This window comes from Flavobacterium sp. PLA-1-15 (assembly GCF_049060005.1).
In the GTDB taxonomy this organism is placed as follows: Bacteria; Bacteroidota; Bacteroidia; order Flavobacteriales; family Flavobacteriaceae; genus Flavobacterium.
This window is the reverse complement of the sequence record NZ_JBMGQS010000022.1, coordinates 1-15,108: the sequence shown is the minus strand read 5'-3', so window position 1 is coordinate 15,108 and position 15,108 is coordinate 1. Positions and strand designations below refer to the sequence as shown.

At 37.5% G+C, this 15,108-nt stretch carries 14 protein-coding genes and 1 tRNA gene; 7 read left to right on the top strand and 8 right to left on the bottom strand.

Translation table 11 applies throughout. The features are described 5' to 3' along the window. Positions 1 to 62: 62 nt before the first annotated feature. The 3 genes from ACI6PS_RS12375 to alaS all read right to left on the bottom strand — a co-directional run bounded on the left by ACI6PS_RS12375 (position 63) and on the right by alaS (position 4,892). Positions 63 to 1,010: a GSCFA domain-containing protein gene (locus ACI6PS_RS12375; protein ID WP_421012884.1), complete on the bottom strand. Its 948-nt coding sequence runs from the start codon at positions 1,008 to 1,010 to the stop codon at positions 63 to 65. Positions 1,011 to 1,037: 27 nt separating this feature from the next. Continuing rightward, positions 1,038 to 2,150, bottom strand: a complete 1,113-nt coding sequence (locus ACI6PS_RS12370; RefSeq protein WP_421012883.1) for a lactonase family protein — start codon at positions 2,148 to 2,150, stop codon at positions 1,038 to 1,040. A gap of 105 nt (positions 2,151 to 2,255) precedes the next feature. Beyond that, positions 2,256 to 4,892, bottom strand: a complete 2,637-nt coding sequence (alaS, locus tag ACI6PS_RS12365) for an alanine--tRNA ligase (RefSeq protein ID WP_421012882.1) — start codon at positions 4,890 to 4,892, stop codon at positions 2,256 to 2,258. A gap of 184 nt (positions 4,893 to 5,076) precedes the next feature. On the opposite strand from alaS, the gene ACI6PS_RS12360 reads away from it, so the two are divergent. Genes ACI6PS_RS12360 through ACI6PS_RS12335 form a run of 6 tightly spaced genes read left to right on the top strand, consistent with a single transcriptional unit; the run spans position 5,077 to position 8,690 of the window. Continuing rightward, positions 5,077 to 6,054 (top strand): M23 family metallopeptidase, encoded by a 978-nt coding sequence (locus tag ACI6PS_RS12360; RefSeq protein WP_421012881.1) that lies wholly within the window; start codon positions 5,077 to 5,079, stop codon positions 6,052 to 6,054. A 58-nt stretch (positions 6,055 to 6,112) separates the two neighbouring features. Beyond that, a complete protein-coding gene (locus tag ACI6PS_RS12355) occupies positions 6,113 to 6,445 on the top strand; it encodes a MerR family transcriptional regulator (RefSeq protein ID WP_421012880.1) in 333 nt (110 codons plus the stop codon). A gap of 44 nt (positions 6,446 to 6,489) precedes the next feature. Beyond that, positions 6,490 to 7,074, top strand: a complete 585-nt coding sequence (locus ACI6PS_RS12350; protein ID WP_421012879.1) for a LemA family protein — start codon at positions 6,490 to 6,492, stop codon at positions 7,072 to 7,074. An 11-nt stretch (positions 7,075 to 7,085) separates the two neighbouring features. Then, a complete protein-coding gene (locus tag ACI6PS_RS12345; protein ID WP_421012878.1) occupies positions 7,086 to 7,523 on the top strand; it encodes a TPM domain-containing protein in 438 nt (145 codons plus the stop codon). A gap of 18 nt (positions 7,524 to 7,541) precedes the next feature. Continuing rightward, a complete protein-coding gene (locus ACI6PS_RS12340) occupies positions 7,542 to 8,345 on the top strand; it encodes a TPM domain-containing protein (protein ID WP_421012877.1) in 804 nt (267 codons plus the stop codon). 15 nt (positions 8,346 to 8,360) lie between these two features. Continuing rightward, positions 8,361 to 8,690 carry a hypothetical protein gene (locus ACI6PS_RS12335; RefSeq protein WP_421012876.1) on the top strand — a complete coding sequence of 110 codons (330 nt, stop codon included), beginning with the start codon at positions 8,361 to 8,363 and terminating at the stop codon, positions 8,688 to 8,690. Positions 8,691 to 8,721: 31 nt separating this feature from the next. Here the strand turns inward: ACI6PS_RS12335 and ACI6PS_RS12330 are convergent, their stop codons facing one another. The 5 genes from ACI6PS_RS12330 to era all read right to left on the bottom strand — a co-directional run bounded on the left by ACI6PS_RS12330 (position 8,722) and on the right by era (position 14,918). Beyond that, positions 8,722 to 11,508 (bottom strand): outer membrane beta-barrel protein, encoded by a 2,787-nt coding sequence (locus tag ACI6PS_RS12330; RefSeq protein WP_421012875.1) that lies wholly within the window; start codon positions 11,506 to 11,508, stop codon positions 8,722 to 8,724. Positions 11,509 to 11,741: 233 nt separating this feature from the next. Next, complete coding sequence (locus tag ACI6PS_RS12325; protein WP_421012874.1) at positions 11,742 to 12,218, bottom strand: nucleotidyltransferase; 477 nt, start codon at positions 12,216 to 12,218, stop codon at positions 11,742 to 11,744. Next, on the bottom strand, positions 12,218 to 12,400 hold the full coding sequence (locus ACI6PS_RS12320; RefSeq protein WP_421012873.1) for a hypothetical protein: 183 nt from the start codon (positions 12,398 to 12,400) through the stop codon (positions 12,218 to 12,220). Before ACI6PS_RS12320 ends, ACI6PS_RS12325 begins: the two co-directional genes overlap by 1 nt. Positions 12,401 to 12,431: 31 nt before the next feature. Then, entirely contained in the window at positions 12,432 to 13,742 is a 1,311-nt protein-coding gene (gene der, locus ACI6PS_RS12315) for a ribosome biogenesis GTPase Der (RefSeq protein ID WP_421012872.1), read from the bottom strand. A gap of 294 nt (positions 13,743 to 14,036) precedes the next feature. Next, positions 14,037 to 14,918 carry a GTPase Era gene (era, locus tag ACI6PS_RS12310; RefSeq protein ID WP_421012871.1) on the bottom strand — a complete coding sequence of 294 codons (882 nt, stop codon included), beginning with the start codon at positions 14,916 to 14,918 and terminating at the stop codon, positions 14,037 to 14,039. Between the two features lie 117 nt (positions 14,919 to 15,035). Here era and ACI6PS_RS12305 point away from each other — a divergent pair. Beyond that, a tRNA-Met gene (locus tag ACI6PS_RS12305) sits at positions 15,036 to 15,108 on the top strand.

Here is a 15,108-nt window from a genome sequence, read left to right as displayed (position 1 = left end):
TATATTTTCCAAACCGATACTGCAACGTCCTAAAACATTGTAGCATCCTTTATGTAAAAATATTAGAAACGAATGTGAGGTACTTTTTCCTGTATCTTCTTAATCTTATCCTGAAGATTGGATAAGAATTTCTGATGCTCGGCACCATTTTCATCAAAAGGCCGGTGGTTGATTGCTTTTTGAATATTTTCCACCAATGTCATCACTGAAAAAGTTTCAGTAGAGAAATGCGCTTCTGCGAATAGTTTCCAGATATAATCAATTGCCGTTTGATTCGGATGAAGCATGTCCTCGGCATAAAAACGATAATCACGCAACTCATCCATCATGATCTCATAACTGGGGAAATAGCTGGAAGATGGGAAACCGGAGATGGAAGAATGCAAGGCTGTTATCAGCTGTGCCTTGCTTATTTGATTTTCTACAAAACCATCCTTGATGTGGCGAACAGGCGAAACCGTAAAAACAAGGCTCGCATCTGGATTCAGTTGATGGACCATATCTATAGTGCTTCGAATTGAATTTTGATTTACTTCTACAGAAAGCAACTCCTTATCAAATTGCTTTTGAGGTAACTTATGGCAATTGGCTACTATTTCAGAATATTCCTTCTCTCTATAAACCCATGAAGTTCCGTAGGTAACAATTATATGGGTTGATTGAGAAATCGCAATAAAAACATGCTCAATTAGCTGATTTAATTTTTCGATAAAAGATTCCTTATCTGAACTGCTCAATTCCGAATGCACTTCGAAGCAATGCCATCTGCCATTGGCAAAAAAAACATCTTTCCCTGTATAATAATCCTTCTCTACAACTCTTCTTACAATCTTTTCTATTGAAACCGGATTGAAGATGATCCCAAACGGATTGACGGTATTCTGAAACTTGAAATACTCAAACTTATCCCCAATATTTTCTGCAAAGCAAGAGCCAATAGACACTATCTTGGAATTGTAATCGATCTGACAATTACTTTTAGAAATCGGTATTTGGGTTCTGAATTGCATAATTTCCAGTTATTGAATGGGATAAAATTAATAACTTTTGATTTGAACACAGGAAACATTATCAACCTTTAAATTCTGTCCCACTTGTTGCAACATTCCCGTTTGAAAATCTCGTTTAAAAACCACAACATCCGATGTTTTTACATTCGTAACAATCAAAAAATTACCCGATGGATCAATCGCAAAAGTTCTCGGATGATTCCCCATTGTAGATTGATACCCCACGTTTTTCAGGGTTCCATCATTTAGGATTGAAAAAATAGCGATGTTATTTTCCGTTCCACGGTTGGAAGCATATAGGAATTTACCATCCGGAGAAATATGAATATCGGCACTCTCAAAATTGTCTGTAAGATTTTCGGGATGCGCTGCTATTTCTTGTATGTTTTTCAAATTGCCTGCTTCATATTGATAAACGCTCACATTACCCGAAAGTTCTTCAATCGAATAACCAAATCTCCCATTAGGATGGAATGTAAAATGTCTTGGTCCGCTTCCTGGTTTGGTTTTTATAGAAATTTCTGTTGGTACCAGAGGTTCTTTTTTATCCTGCTCAAAACGATAATTTCTTATCTTATCTGACCCTAAATCGGGAAAATAAACAAATCGGTCATCCAGAGAAAAAATGGCACTGTGGGGATGCGAGCGTTCTTGTCGCTTAGGGTTAATGCTTCCTTCTGTAAAATGCATATTTTGAGAAATCGTTCCGATTCTCCCATCATCTGATAAAGGAAAAACCGAAATACTCCCTCCATTGTAATTGGCACCAATAAGCCATTTTCCATTTTTATGCACCGAAACATAAGCGGGATTCTCTCCTCCACTTGGCTGGCTGTTCAAGAAGGTCAACTTCTTTTCTTTCGAACTAAAGGCATAACTGCTAAAGCTTCCTCCATTTGGAACCCTCGTATCCGTACAGGCATATAAAAATTTCCCATCAGGCGATAACGTAACATACGACGGATTAAAAACGTCCTTTACTTCAATAAAAGGCTTCAATTCACCCGTTGTGGCATCCAATTCATAAACATAGATTCCAGGCTTACTTTTATCCCCATTGTAAGAACCTAGAAACACATAGGTTTGGGAAAGCATTGCAATAGAAAACAACAAGAAGAATAAGGAAAGTAGCTTTTGCATTTTTTTGGGGTATAAATTAAAAAGTAAATATCCGATTTTATACGCTAAAAACAAAGAAAGCCATAACATTGCTGTTATGGCTTTAGGTATTTTATAGTTGAGAATTTATTTTACAAAATCAATTGCTTTCTCCAACGCTTCAGGAATTCCTAAAACATCTTTTCCTTTTCCGGATGCAAAGAAAGGCTGTCCTCCTCCGTTTCCTTCGATGTATTTTCCTAATTCGCGTATTACATTTCCAGCATTTAAACCTTTTTCAGCTACTAAATCCTTAGAAATAGAACAGTGAATATTTGGTAAATCATCTTCTATTGAAGCTAAAAATACAAATGAATTTGGTTTTGATGCTCCAATTGCTTGCGCCAAATCTTTAGTTGCACTCATTGATAAATCAACTTGCTTGGATAAGAAATTTACACCATTCACAACTTGAAATTCAGCCACTAGATTATTTTTCAAACCTTCAATTTTCTCCTTCAACAATTGCTCCACTTGTTTTTTCAATTTCGCATTTTCATCTTGCAATGAAGTAACTGATTTTAAAACATCCTGTGGATTTTTAAGCGTTTCTTTGATTTCCTTCAAGGCATTTTCCTGAGCATCATAAAACTCTTTTACACCTTTGTTGGTTATCGCTTCAATTCGACGGATTCCTGCCGCAACAGCTCCTTCCGAAACAATCTTAAATTGCCAGATGTCGGCCGTATTTTTCACGTGAATTCCACCACATAATTCCATACTTTCTCCAAATTTGATGGCACGGACATTGTCACCGTATTTTTCCCCAAACAAAGCCATTGCTCCTTCTTCTACTGCTTGCGCAAAAGGAATATCCCTTCTTTCAATCAAAGGCAATTGCTCTTGAATTCTTTCGTTTACAAACATTTCCACCTGATGCAATTCTTGTTCCGTCACTTTTGCAAAATGCGAAAAATCGAAACGCAGATAATTCGGACTCACAAGCGAACCTTTTTGCTCTACATGTGTTCCTAAAATCAGTCTTAATGCTTGGTGCAACAAATGCGTAGCCGAGTGATTGCTTGCTGAATCTGATCTTAAATTCTTATCAACCTGGGCAATAAAGCTTGCATTAACATTTTCTGGAAGATTTTTCGTGAAATGCAAAATCAAGTTGTTTTCCTTTTTTGTATCTAAAATTTCAATCGTGTCGTTAGCACTGGTAAGAATTCCTTTGTCACCAACCTGACCTCCGCCTTCTGGATAAAATGGTGTACTGTCCAAAACAATTTGGTACAGTTTTCCATCCTTTTTAGAATCGATTTTTCTGTATCTGGTGATTTTTACTTCGTTTACCAAAAGATCGTATCCAACGAAAGTTTCGGTGTTTCCTTCAACCAAAATTGTCCAATCGTCGGTAGAAGTTTCGGATGCAGCTCGTGAACGTGTTTTTTGTTCGAACATCGCATTCTCAAAACCCTTCTCATCCAATTCCAAACCTCTTTCTCTTAAAATCAAGGCCGTCAAATCGATTGGAAAACCGAATGTATCGTATAATTCAAATGCTTTTTGTCCCGAAACAATTTTTCCTTCCGTAGCTGAAATTACATTTTCTACCAATTGCAAACCTTGATCCAAGGTTCTCAAAAAAGAAGCTTCTTCTTCACGGATTACGTTTGTAACCAATTGCTGTTGCGACTTGATTTCTGGGAAAAATTCGCCCATCTGATTCGCCAAAACTTCCACCAATTTGTTGATGAAAGGCTCTTTTGTATTTAAGAATGTAAATCCATAACGAATTGCGCGACGTAAAATCCTACGGATTACATAACCCGCTCCGGTGTTCGAAGGCAACTGTCCATCGGCAATAGCAAATGCTACAGCACGAACGTGGTCCACAATCACACGGATGGCGATATTGGTTTTATTCTGTTCTTCTGAAATGTCTTTTATTTCGTTAGAAGTATACTTGAACCCTGTTATTTCTTCCAACTTTTCGATAAGGGGTGTGAAAACATCAGTATCATAATTCGACGTTTTTCCTTGCAAAGCCATACACAAACGCTCAAATCCCATTCCGGTATCAACGTGTTGAGCTGGTAATTTTTCCAAGGAGCCATCGGCTTTACGGTTGAATTCCATGAATACATTGTTCCAGATTTCCACTACTTGTGGATGGTCGTTGTTGACCAAACTCTTTCCTGAAACCAAAGCTTTTTCTGCTTCTGGACGCAAGTCAACGTGAATTTCAGAACATGGTCCACACGGTCCTTGGTCACCCATTTCCCAAAAATTATCTTTTTTATTTCCTAAAATGATTCGGTCTTCATCGATTAGTTCTTTCCAGATGTCCCAAGCCTCTTGATCAAACGGAACATTCTCGGCAGGATTTCCTTCGAAAACGGAAACGTATAAATTTTCTTTTGGAATTTTATAAACTTCGGTCAATAATTGCCAAGCCCAGTTGATGGCTTCTTTTTTGAAATAATCGCCAAACGACCAGTTTCCTAGCATTTCAAACATCGTGTGGTGGTAGGTATCAAAACCTACATCCTCCAAATCGTTGTGCTTTCCAGAAACACGAAGACATTTTTGCGTATCGGCTATTCGGGGACTTTTCGGGGTTCCGTTTCCAAGAAAATATTCCTTGAATTGTGCCATTCCCGAGTTGTTGAACATCAGGGTTGGGTCGTCTTTTAGGACAATTGGAGCCGAAGGAACGATCAGGTGTCCTTTGCTTTGGAAAAAGTCTAAGAATTGCTTGCGAATGTCTTGTGATTTCATTTTTTAAATTTGATAATTTGATAATTTGGCAATTTGATAATTTGGTTTCTCTACAACATTTGAATTATTTTCAAACGATTTAAATTTTCAAATTATCCAATCAAAATTCCCCGAACCAATGAAACATTTATTAAATTTGTTCGACCAACCTCTATAAAGGTGCAAAAATAGCATATTTTAAAATATGAAGAAGGTAAAATATTACTACGATTCCGAAAATTTAGCGTACAGAAAAATCGTTACCAAAAAAAGGAAACGCTTTGGCTATATTGCTTTGTTTTTGCTGTCTTCGGGCTTATTTGGAGTGCTCGGATTTGTGGTTTTATTGAATACGCCTTTTTTTGAAACTCCGAAAGACCGACTTCAGGCACGTGAAATTGAAAATTTGAAATTGAGGTATTCGATTTTGAATAAGAAAATGGACCAGATTGACGAGGTTTTACAGCATGTGGAGGAACGGGATAATAATTTGTACCGTGTGTATTTTAATACTTCGGCGATTCCCGAAGAGCAACGAAAGGCTGGTTTTGGTGGTGTAAACCGTTACAAGGATTTGGAAGGGTATAATAATTCTGAACTGGTGATGAGCACGACAAAAAGGGTTGATGTGCTTTCGAAACAATTGGCAATACAGTCAAAATCGTTGGATGAAATATTGAAATTGGCGAAGGAAAAAGAAAAGCTTTTATCGGCAATTCCAGCCATCCAACCGATAAAGAACGAACAGTTGAACCAAATGGCTTCGGGTTTTGGATACAGAAGCGATCCTTTCACTAAAGTGCGAAAATTTCATGCCGGCATGGACTTTTCTGCCAAGACGGGAACTCCGATTTATGCCACCGGTGATGGCGTTGTAGATAGAGCTGATAATACTGCTTCGGGTTATGGAAATCACATTGTAATCAGGCACGGTTTTGGATACGAAACTTTGTACGGACATTTGAGCAAATACAAGGTGCGTGCCGGACAAAGAGTCAAACGTGGCGATGTGATCGGATATGTGGGAAGTACGGGACGAAGCGAGGCGCCACACTTGCATTATGAAGTGCATAAAAATGGCGAAGTCGTGAATCCTTTGAATTTTTATTACGGAAATATTTCGGCGGCAGAGTTTGTAGCCATTTCAAAATTAGCGAACCAAGAAAACCAATCGCTGGATTAACGATTGATGAATGCAGATTGATGATTTAAGATTTTAAACTTTGAACCAAAACTAATAAATGCATATAGATTTAAACCCAGACAAGCGATATTACAGTATTGGAGAATTGGCGAAAGCCTTTAATGTAAACGCATCGTTGATTCGTTTTTGGGACAAGGAATTTGACATCCTAAAACCAAAAAAAAATGCAAAAGGCAACAGGATGTTTACTCCCGAAGACGTAAAAAACTTGCAATTGATTTATCATTTGGTAAAAGAAAGAGGTTTTACACTGGAAGGCGCCAAAACGCATTTGAAGGAAGGACAAAAGAAAACGCTTGACAAATTTGACATCATCAGCAAGCTGGAAAGCATCAAAGTACAGTTGACGAATATCAAGAATGAATTATAAATTAGAACATTAAAAACAAATAAAAACTAAAACAAAAAAAGAAAATGAGAAAGTGGTTATTACCTGTATTAATTATTGTTGGACTAATAGTAGTTATCGGATTTTGGGTTGTAGGAATCAAAAACACAGCCTTGAAACACAACCAAGCGGTTGGAAAAGAATGGGGAAATGTTGAAACGGCTTACCAAAGAAGAAACGACCTTATCGGAAATTTAGTAAATACCGTAAAAGGTGCTGCAGATTTTGAAAAAGGAACTTTGACAGCAGTTGTTGAAGCACGTGCTAAAGCAACTTCGGTAACAATCGACCCAAGTAATGTGACTCCGGAGCAAATGGCACAGTTCCAACAAGCACAATCGAATGTTTCTTCTAGCTTGTCTAGATTATTGGTTTCGGTTGAAGCGTATCCACAATTGAGAGCGAATGAAAATTTCTTGAAATTACAGGATGAATTGGCTAGTACGGAAAACCAAATTTTGACTGCGAGAACAAGATTTAACGAATCAGTTCAAGTGTATAACGGCTATGTACTTTCTATTCCAAACAGTTGGTTTTTGAGCGGATATCCTGAAAAACCTTATTTCAAATCGACTGAAGGTGCTGAAAAACCAGTTGAAGTAAAATTCTAAAAACAGACAATATGTCAAAAGTTGAAGATTTTCTAACTGCTGAAGAAGAAGCAGAAATTGTGAAAGCAATTACAATTGCCGAAAAAAACACTTCAGGAGAAATACGAATCCATATTGAAAATCATACTGAAAAACCTCCGCTCGAAAGAGCCCAGGAGGTTTTTCATTTTTTAGGCATGGATGCAACTTCTCTTCGAAACGGCGTTTTGTTTTACGTTGGCGTTGCCGACCATACATTTGCCATAATCGGCGACGAAGGCATTGACAAGGTGTTAGAAAATGACTTTTGGGACTGCACGAGAGATATTGTCATAACCAATTTCAAGGAAAGAAAATTCAAGGACGGTTTGGTTGCTGGAATTTTAAGAGCCGGCGAACGTCTGGAACAGTATTTCCCTTTTTCTGGCGACGACAAGGACGAATTATCGAATGAAATATCTAAAGGATAAAGCATGAAATTCCAAAAAATGAAAAATACAAATTCCAATTGGAAACTTAAATCCTTGTTGATTGCTTTATTGCTCCAAGTCAGTTTTGGTTTTGCGCAATATACGATTCCACCTATTCCTAAATTCCAGACGAGTGTTTACGATTATGCAGGTGTTTTAAGTGCTTCCGAGAAATCATCTTTGGAAGAGAAACTCATTAAGTATTCCGATTCTACTACAACCCAAATTGTGGTCATTACAATTGAAACACTTCAAGGAGAAGATATTGGTATTTTAACGCCAAAATGGGGACATACGTGGGGAATTGGCGGAAGCCAACAAAACGACAACGGTGTCATTATTCTTTTAGCCGAAAAAGAACGAAAAATTTGGATTTCCGCAGGATACGGTGTAGAAGATCGTTTGACTGCTGGAATTGGCGGGGAAATCACGCGAAATTACATCCTCCCAGAATTCAAAGCAGGAAGCTATTACAATGGTTTAGACAAAGGGACAGATGCAATTTTTGAGGTTTTAAAAGGAAAATACAAAGGCGAACGAAAAGGAAACAAATCTGATGGAAGTCCGATTCCATTTATCTTCATTATAATTTTTATCATCATCATAATCATCATTGCTAAAAATAAAGGCGGTGGCAATTCTGGAAACCGTGGTGGCGGTGGCGGATTTGATCTTTCCGACATTATTATCTTGAGCAGTTTAGGTCGAGGTGGCTTTGGCGGAGGTTCATCAGGCGGTGGGTTTTCTGGCGGAGGCGGTGGCTTCGGTGGCGGTTTTGGCGGAGGCGGATTCTCAGGTGGAGGTTCTGGCGGAAGCTGGTAATTTAAAATTTTAAAGATGACAGTACACGAATTGATTAATCAACAAATGGATCATTTCATTGGGAAACTGATTGCTACCAATCAGATTTCTATTGAAAAGGTGATTGAAGTGGCGACCCATATCGGAGCGTATCTTATCCGAAATCGACACATCCAAAACAAAGGAATTTCTGAAGAAGAAGTTGGAATGGTTTTGCAAAGCCTGGCGGATTTCATCAATCATAATTTTGAAAACCAATTCAATCAGGACGATTTTATTCTGATTAAAGACAAGACTTTAGCACTCTTGAAAAACCCCGGATTCGATCAGGACATTCAGGAATATTTCAAACAATTTTATCAATAAAAAAAGGGAGCTAATTGCTCCCTTTTTTTTATTACTGTTCCTCCCACGGATTCTTTTTCTTCCCTCCGAATTTTTCAATCTTATACGTCAACGAGAACATTGCATAGCGTCTCAAAACCGTATTTTCAACATCCTGAATTGCTGTTGGCGTAATCGTTCGAGTTGCATTCACATTTTGATTCAGCAAATCATATACTTTTACCTTCGCTAATAGTTTATCGCCAAAGAAATTGTAGCCCAAACTCATATTCCACAGATAGAAATCCTTTTGGAAACCATCAGCAATATTGGAATTGTAATTGTACCCGAAATCATTACCAAAAACCACATGCTTTGGCCATCTAGAAGTGGTTTCAAGCTTCAACGAATGTGTATAATTGGAAGTATAATCAATCATATAATTGGTAAAATCGGTACGATTGAAAGTATACTTATAGGACGGAGTTATCGACAATAAATCGCCATAATCCCAAGTAATTGCCAGTTCTGGCGTTAGCTGGTAGCCTTGTGCTTTATACAAACTATTGTTCGTCAAACCCTTGCTATAGTTAAAACTCGAATTCAAACCAGTACTGAATCGGAAAGAATGCCCTTCAGTTTTCACGGTTTTATCGATACTGAAACCCATATATCCATTAGCCATGTTGGTTATGTTTTGGAATTCCGTAACGCTTATCAAGTCCGTCGGATTGAACACGGTTGACATCACGATTTGTTGCTCGTGATAATTCACTCCCGCATAAAGATAAAATCCTGATTTAGATGCATAATCATAATTATTGAAATTCAAATACACATTATGGCTTTTTTCTGGATCTAGGTTTGGATTTCCTGTAATTCTCGAAAGCGGATTCGATAAATCTACAATCGGAAGAAGTTGCTCCGCTGTTGGCATCGTCACATCAAAATTATAATAAACGTAAGCCGATTTCGATTTCGAGATGTTGTAATTCAACCATAAATTAGCCGAAGGATACATATAGTCCTTGTTCACCTCACCTATCGAATTTGCAAACAAAGAACTATTTTCGAACTTGATGATTTGAGTTCCCAAACTCAAACCCATGCTGTATTTTTTCTTACGGATATTAATACCTATGCTCGGATTTACATTTTGTGTCCTTGAATCTAAACTGTATGACAAGGAATCGTTTAAAACATTATACTGATTATCGGTATCATTAAAATCAAAAGTAGATCGATCCGCCGTTTTTTTATTGGTTGTATAAGCCGCCCTGAAAGTCAAACTCAACGAATCTGTAATGGGCTCGCTGTAGCCTAATCTTACATAATACCCTTCCTCTTTTCTGTTATTAAAACGCCTCTGATTTCGGATATCATCATCCAAAGACGGATCTTGGAAATAATAGGTTTCCGATTTTGTTATGTTATCCGAGTCGTCGTCCTTATGTGTATTGTTAAACGTAAACCCGAAAGACCTTCCCTTTTTCTTGAATCTCCTATTGAAATACAACTGATTTTCAAAATTTACATTTTCGCTTTTGCTAAAATTATCGCTTGTCGTTTGGTTGATCAGACCTAAATTATTTGTAGAAGTTTGCTGAAATCTATTGCTATAGTCAGCCGTGTTTTTAGTCAAATTCGGACGAATGGAAAGCGTTGTCAAAGAATCGATCTTGTATTCAAAATCCAGACTCAAATTATGTCCGTCGTTAATGTTCTTCGTCCTTCCACTTGATTCGGTTATAAAAGAATTCCCTCCTGCAGAATCGCCTGTCAGGAAATTCTCCACCCTGCTCCTGTTGTCGTTATTAGTTTCCGAATTCGTATAAAAATAACTTCCACCCGCATCCAATTTCTTGAACCATTTGTCGGCAAAATTCAAACCAATCATCCCGGATTCCGTAATACCGGTTCCACCGCCAAAACGCATTCCGTCAACACCAAAACTACCGTCGCCATTGGAATAAAAATTTCGTCCACCTCCCATGGCGTCAAAAATCTCATCCATCGAAAATCCGACCGAATTGATGTTATTGGCAGAGCCGAGAACGCTTATCTTTTGCTCATTTTTAAAATAATTGACCAAACCACTGGCCTCATAACGATCATCCGTTCCCATTCCGCCACTGAATTTCCCAAACAAACCTTTGTTCTTGTCTTCCTGAATGGTCAAGTTGATGGTCTTTTCCTGGGAACTTGCGGCATCTCCAGAGAGTTCTTCTTCCTTAGTTTTGGTATCGGTAATTTGGACTTTATCAATAATTTCAGCAGGTAGGTTCTCAGTTGCTATCTTACCGTCTTTACCAAAAAAGGGCTTACCGTTTACCAAGATGTTGTTTACTTCTTTTCCGTTTACGGTAATTTTTCCGTCCGATGTAATTTCAACACCTGGCAATTGTTTCAATAACGCCTCAACATTTGCATCGGGCCTAATTTTAAAAGAAGCTGCATTAAATTCAAGCGTATCTTTTTTGATACGAACCGGAGGTGCTTCGCCTTTAATGACAACCTCTCCAAGCTGATTGGGCTGCTCTTGAATAAAAAGCTGTCCGAAATCTTTACTGACAGTAAGTTCCTTAATTTCCTGCTTATAATCCTGATAGCCCATAAAGGAAACCTTCAAGAAAGCAGGCTTGGTAATTTTTTTTGTAGCAAGGGAAAAAGAACCATTTTTATCCGAAATGGTATAATCAATAATAGTTGAATCTTTTGCAGAAGTCAAGTAAACAGTCGCAGATTCAAGAGCTAATTTGGTACTGTCATCAATAATTTTTCCTTTCAGCGTAATAGTTTGTCCGAAAGAAGAAAAGCTGACCAATAAAAATAAGAGCAGGGTTGCATAAACTCTGTGCATAAATGATTTGTTTTTTGATTGTTTTTTGTTTTTGATGAAATAATAACTGCGAATTAAAAGCTTTAGTATTAGATGCTAAAATTACTTACACAATTTTAACAGAAAAAAGATTGCAAGTCGATTTCAATACAACAAAATAATTTTATGTAATTGTAAAAATGGAATCATTTAAATTATTTCAAAATTTATTCAAGACAAGAAGCAAAAAACCCGAAACTTTCGCTTCGGGTTTTCTATTTTTTATTTATTTCTCTCAATTGCTGGATGTCTAGTAAATCTTTAGGTCTATTGGCTTTTACTTTACTGGTAATCAAATCTTCAAGAGAAAGCACATTCCATCTTAAAAATTCATTGTTTTTTACCGTAACTTTTTCACTGTCGGCAAATGCTTCATCAAATGGCTTGTTTACAGAAAAATTAGTGATTAATTCTAAATCCAAATCTAATGGAGAAAATTTTATCGAAATATTTTGCTCACTATTTTTAACAGCTTCAGGAAAATCATCTATCTCATAACCCATTTCATTGAAAACAATCACTAAATTTCTGAAATTTTCTTCCGTTGTTTCAATCCAGAAATCCACATCAGCAGAATGTCGTTGATAGCCGTGAAAATTCACCGCTCCACCTCCAACCATTATCATTCTAACATTATGTTTGCTTGCTAAGGTTATAAAACTTTCAATATTTTCTTCCCACTTTTGAAGCATTACTTGGATGGAATTGTAATTAAGAAATTCTCTTTTTTTGATGATTCTTTTTTCTGTGGAAACTGCTTCATACGATACATCAATTTCAAAAAGCTATAAATACGCTCTGCTTTGGATAATTTCAAAAAATCCTCCAATTGCTTTTTATTGCTGTCATCTTTCGTTTGAAATTGAATTTTCATATCAAATATTTACAATTTTTATTAAACCGTACTATTTCTCTCTAATATAAATATCAATCGGCACTCCCGAAAAATCCCAATTCTCACGAATCTTATTCTCCAAGAAACGTTTGTAAGGATCTTTTACATACTGTGGCAGATTCGCAAAAAACACAAACTGAGGCGTTGGCGTTGGCAATTGCATACAATACTTAATTTTCACATACTTACCTTTCAAAGCCGGTGGCGGATAACCTTCAATCACTTTCAACATATAATCGTTGAATTTGGAAGTCGGTATTCTTTGTTTTTTATTCTCATATACCTGAACTGTCGTCTCCAAGGCTTTCAACAAACGTTGCTTGGTCAAAGCCGAAACAAACAAAATCGGCACATCCGTAAACGGCATCAATTCTTTTCGGATCGCATTTTCATAATCACGCGTCGACATCGTGTCTTTCTCCACCAAATCCCATTTGTTCACCAAAATCACAACACCCTTGCGGTTTTTCTCGGCCAACCAAAAAATACTCTGGTCCTGACCTTCAAATCCACGCGTAGCGTCGATAACCAATATACAAACATCGGCATGTTCGATTGCACGAACGGAACGCATCACCGAATAAAATTCCAAATCTTCCTTCACCTTCGCTTTTCTTCGAATTCCGGCAGTATCCACCAAATTGAATTCAAAACCAAAACGGTCAAATTTAGTATCGATGGCATCACGGGTTGTTCCCGCAATATCCGTTACCATAAAACGATCCTGCCCTATCAAAGCATTGATAAAGCTCGACTTTCCAGCATTCGGACGACCTACTACTGCAAAACGGGGCAATTCGATTTCTTCCTGTGTCGGTTGTGGTTTTTCCGGGAAAGCCTCAATCAAGGCATCCATCAAATCTCCTGTTCCACTTCCAGAAATACTCGCAAACGTATAATATTCACCTAATCCTAAGTTATAAAACTCTACCGCATCCTTCTCACGCATGGCGTTATCCACCTTGTTTACCGCCAATAGAACCGGCTTAGTAACCTTACGCAAAAGTTTCGCAACAGTATCATCCATCGGTGTGATACCTTCTTCAACATCCACCACAAAAATGATTACATCGGCCTCATCAATAGCAAGTTCCACCTGTTTTCTGATTTCTGCTTCAAAAACATCTTCAGAACCGCGGATATAACCACCCGTATCAATCACAGAAAATTCCTTCCCGTTCCATTCGCTTTTACCATAATTTCTATCACGGGTCACACCCGAAACCGAATCTACAATCGCTTCTCTTCTCTTAATCAATCGGTTAAACAACGTCGATTTCCCTACGTTTGGTCTTCCTACAATGGCAACAATGTTATTCATTTCTTTAATTTTAGAATGCAGATTTTAGATTTTAGATTCTCAAAACCGCATCTTATATTTTTTGCAAAGGTACTCTTTTTACTTCACAGTTCACAGCAACCCTTTGACGTGATTATTTCTTATGTTTTTTAGGAGCGAAACCTAAGGCATTTTTTCAATCCATATTCCCGCCTTCCTTCCAAATCTTTTTGTTTTTAAAGAAAAAACAAAAAGGATTTTCCCTCCAGTCGGGGCTAAATGAAAACTTTAGGCTCCTTTTAAACTTTCAGCCAAAACTGAGAACTGACAACTGAATTACTGGTTATACCCGAATCGTTTCAACATATTCGCATTGCTTCTCCAGTTCTTGTTTACCTTCACATACATTTCAATATGGATTTGCTTTCCAAAGAATTTCTCCAAATCTGCTCTTGCTTCTATTCCCACTTTTTTCAAAGCGGCACCTTTATGCCCGATGATGATTCCTTTTTGCGTATCGCGTTCCACCATAATAAGCGAACGGATTCTGATGATATCTTCATCTTCCAAAAATTCCTCTGTTTCAATTTCCACCGCATACGGAATTTCCTTGCTGTAATTCAAAAGGATTTTCTCACGGATGGTTTCGTTTACAAAGAAACGTTCCGGTTTGTCCGTCAAGGTATCTTTTGGATAATAGGCCGGCGATTCTGGAAGCAAGTCAATAATTCTAGTAAAGACTTCCTTTACATTAAAATTCTGCAAAGCCGAAATCGCAAAAATCTCAGCATTTGGAACCTTCTCTGTCCAAAACGCTACCTGCTCTTCCAATTGCTCTTGATTCGAATTGTCAATCTTGTTCAACAAAAGCAAAACGGGAATCTTCGCGTAGATGATTTTATTAAAGAACACTTCGTCTTTCAAAGCCTGTTCCCCAATCTCCACCATATAAATCAGGATATCCGCATCTTCAAAAGCCGATTTCACAAAATTCATCATCGATTCCTGCATTTCATAAGCCGGCTTGATGATTCCTGGCGTATCGGAAAGGATTACCTGGAAGTCATCTCCATTTACAATTCCTAAAATTCTATGACGTGTTGTTTGTGCTTTTGATGTAATGATGGACAATCTTTCCCCAACAAATGCATTCATCAAGGTCGATTTTCCAACATTTGGATTACCGATAATATTTACAAAACCTGCTTTGTGTGACATTTACTCTCTATTTTATTCTGCAAAGGTAATCATATCAGTCCAATAGAGGAAATAAAACATTTTTTACGAAAATGCTTGTTTTTCAATATAATCGTTGTAAATTTGCACTCGAAACATCGCGGGATAGAGCAGTAGGCAGCTCGTCGGGCTCATAACCCGAAGGTCACAGGTTCGAGTCCTGTTCCCGCTA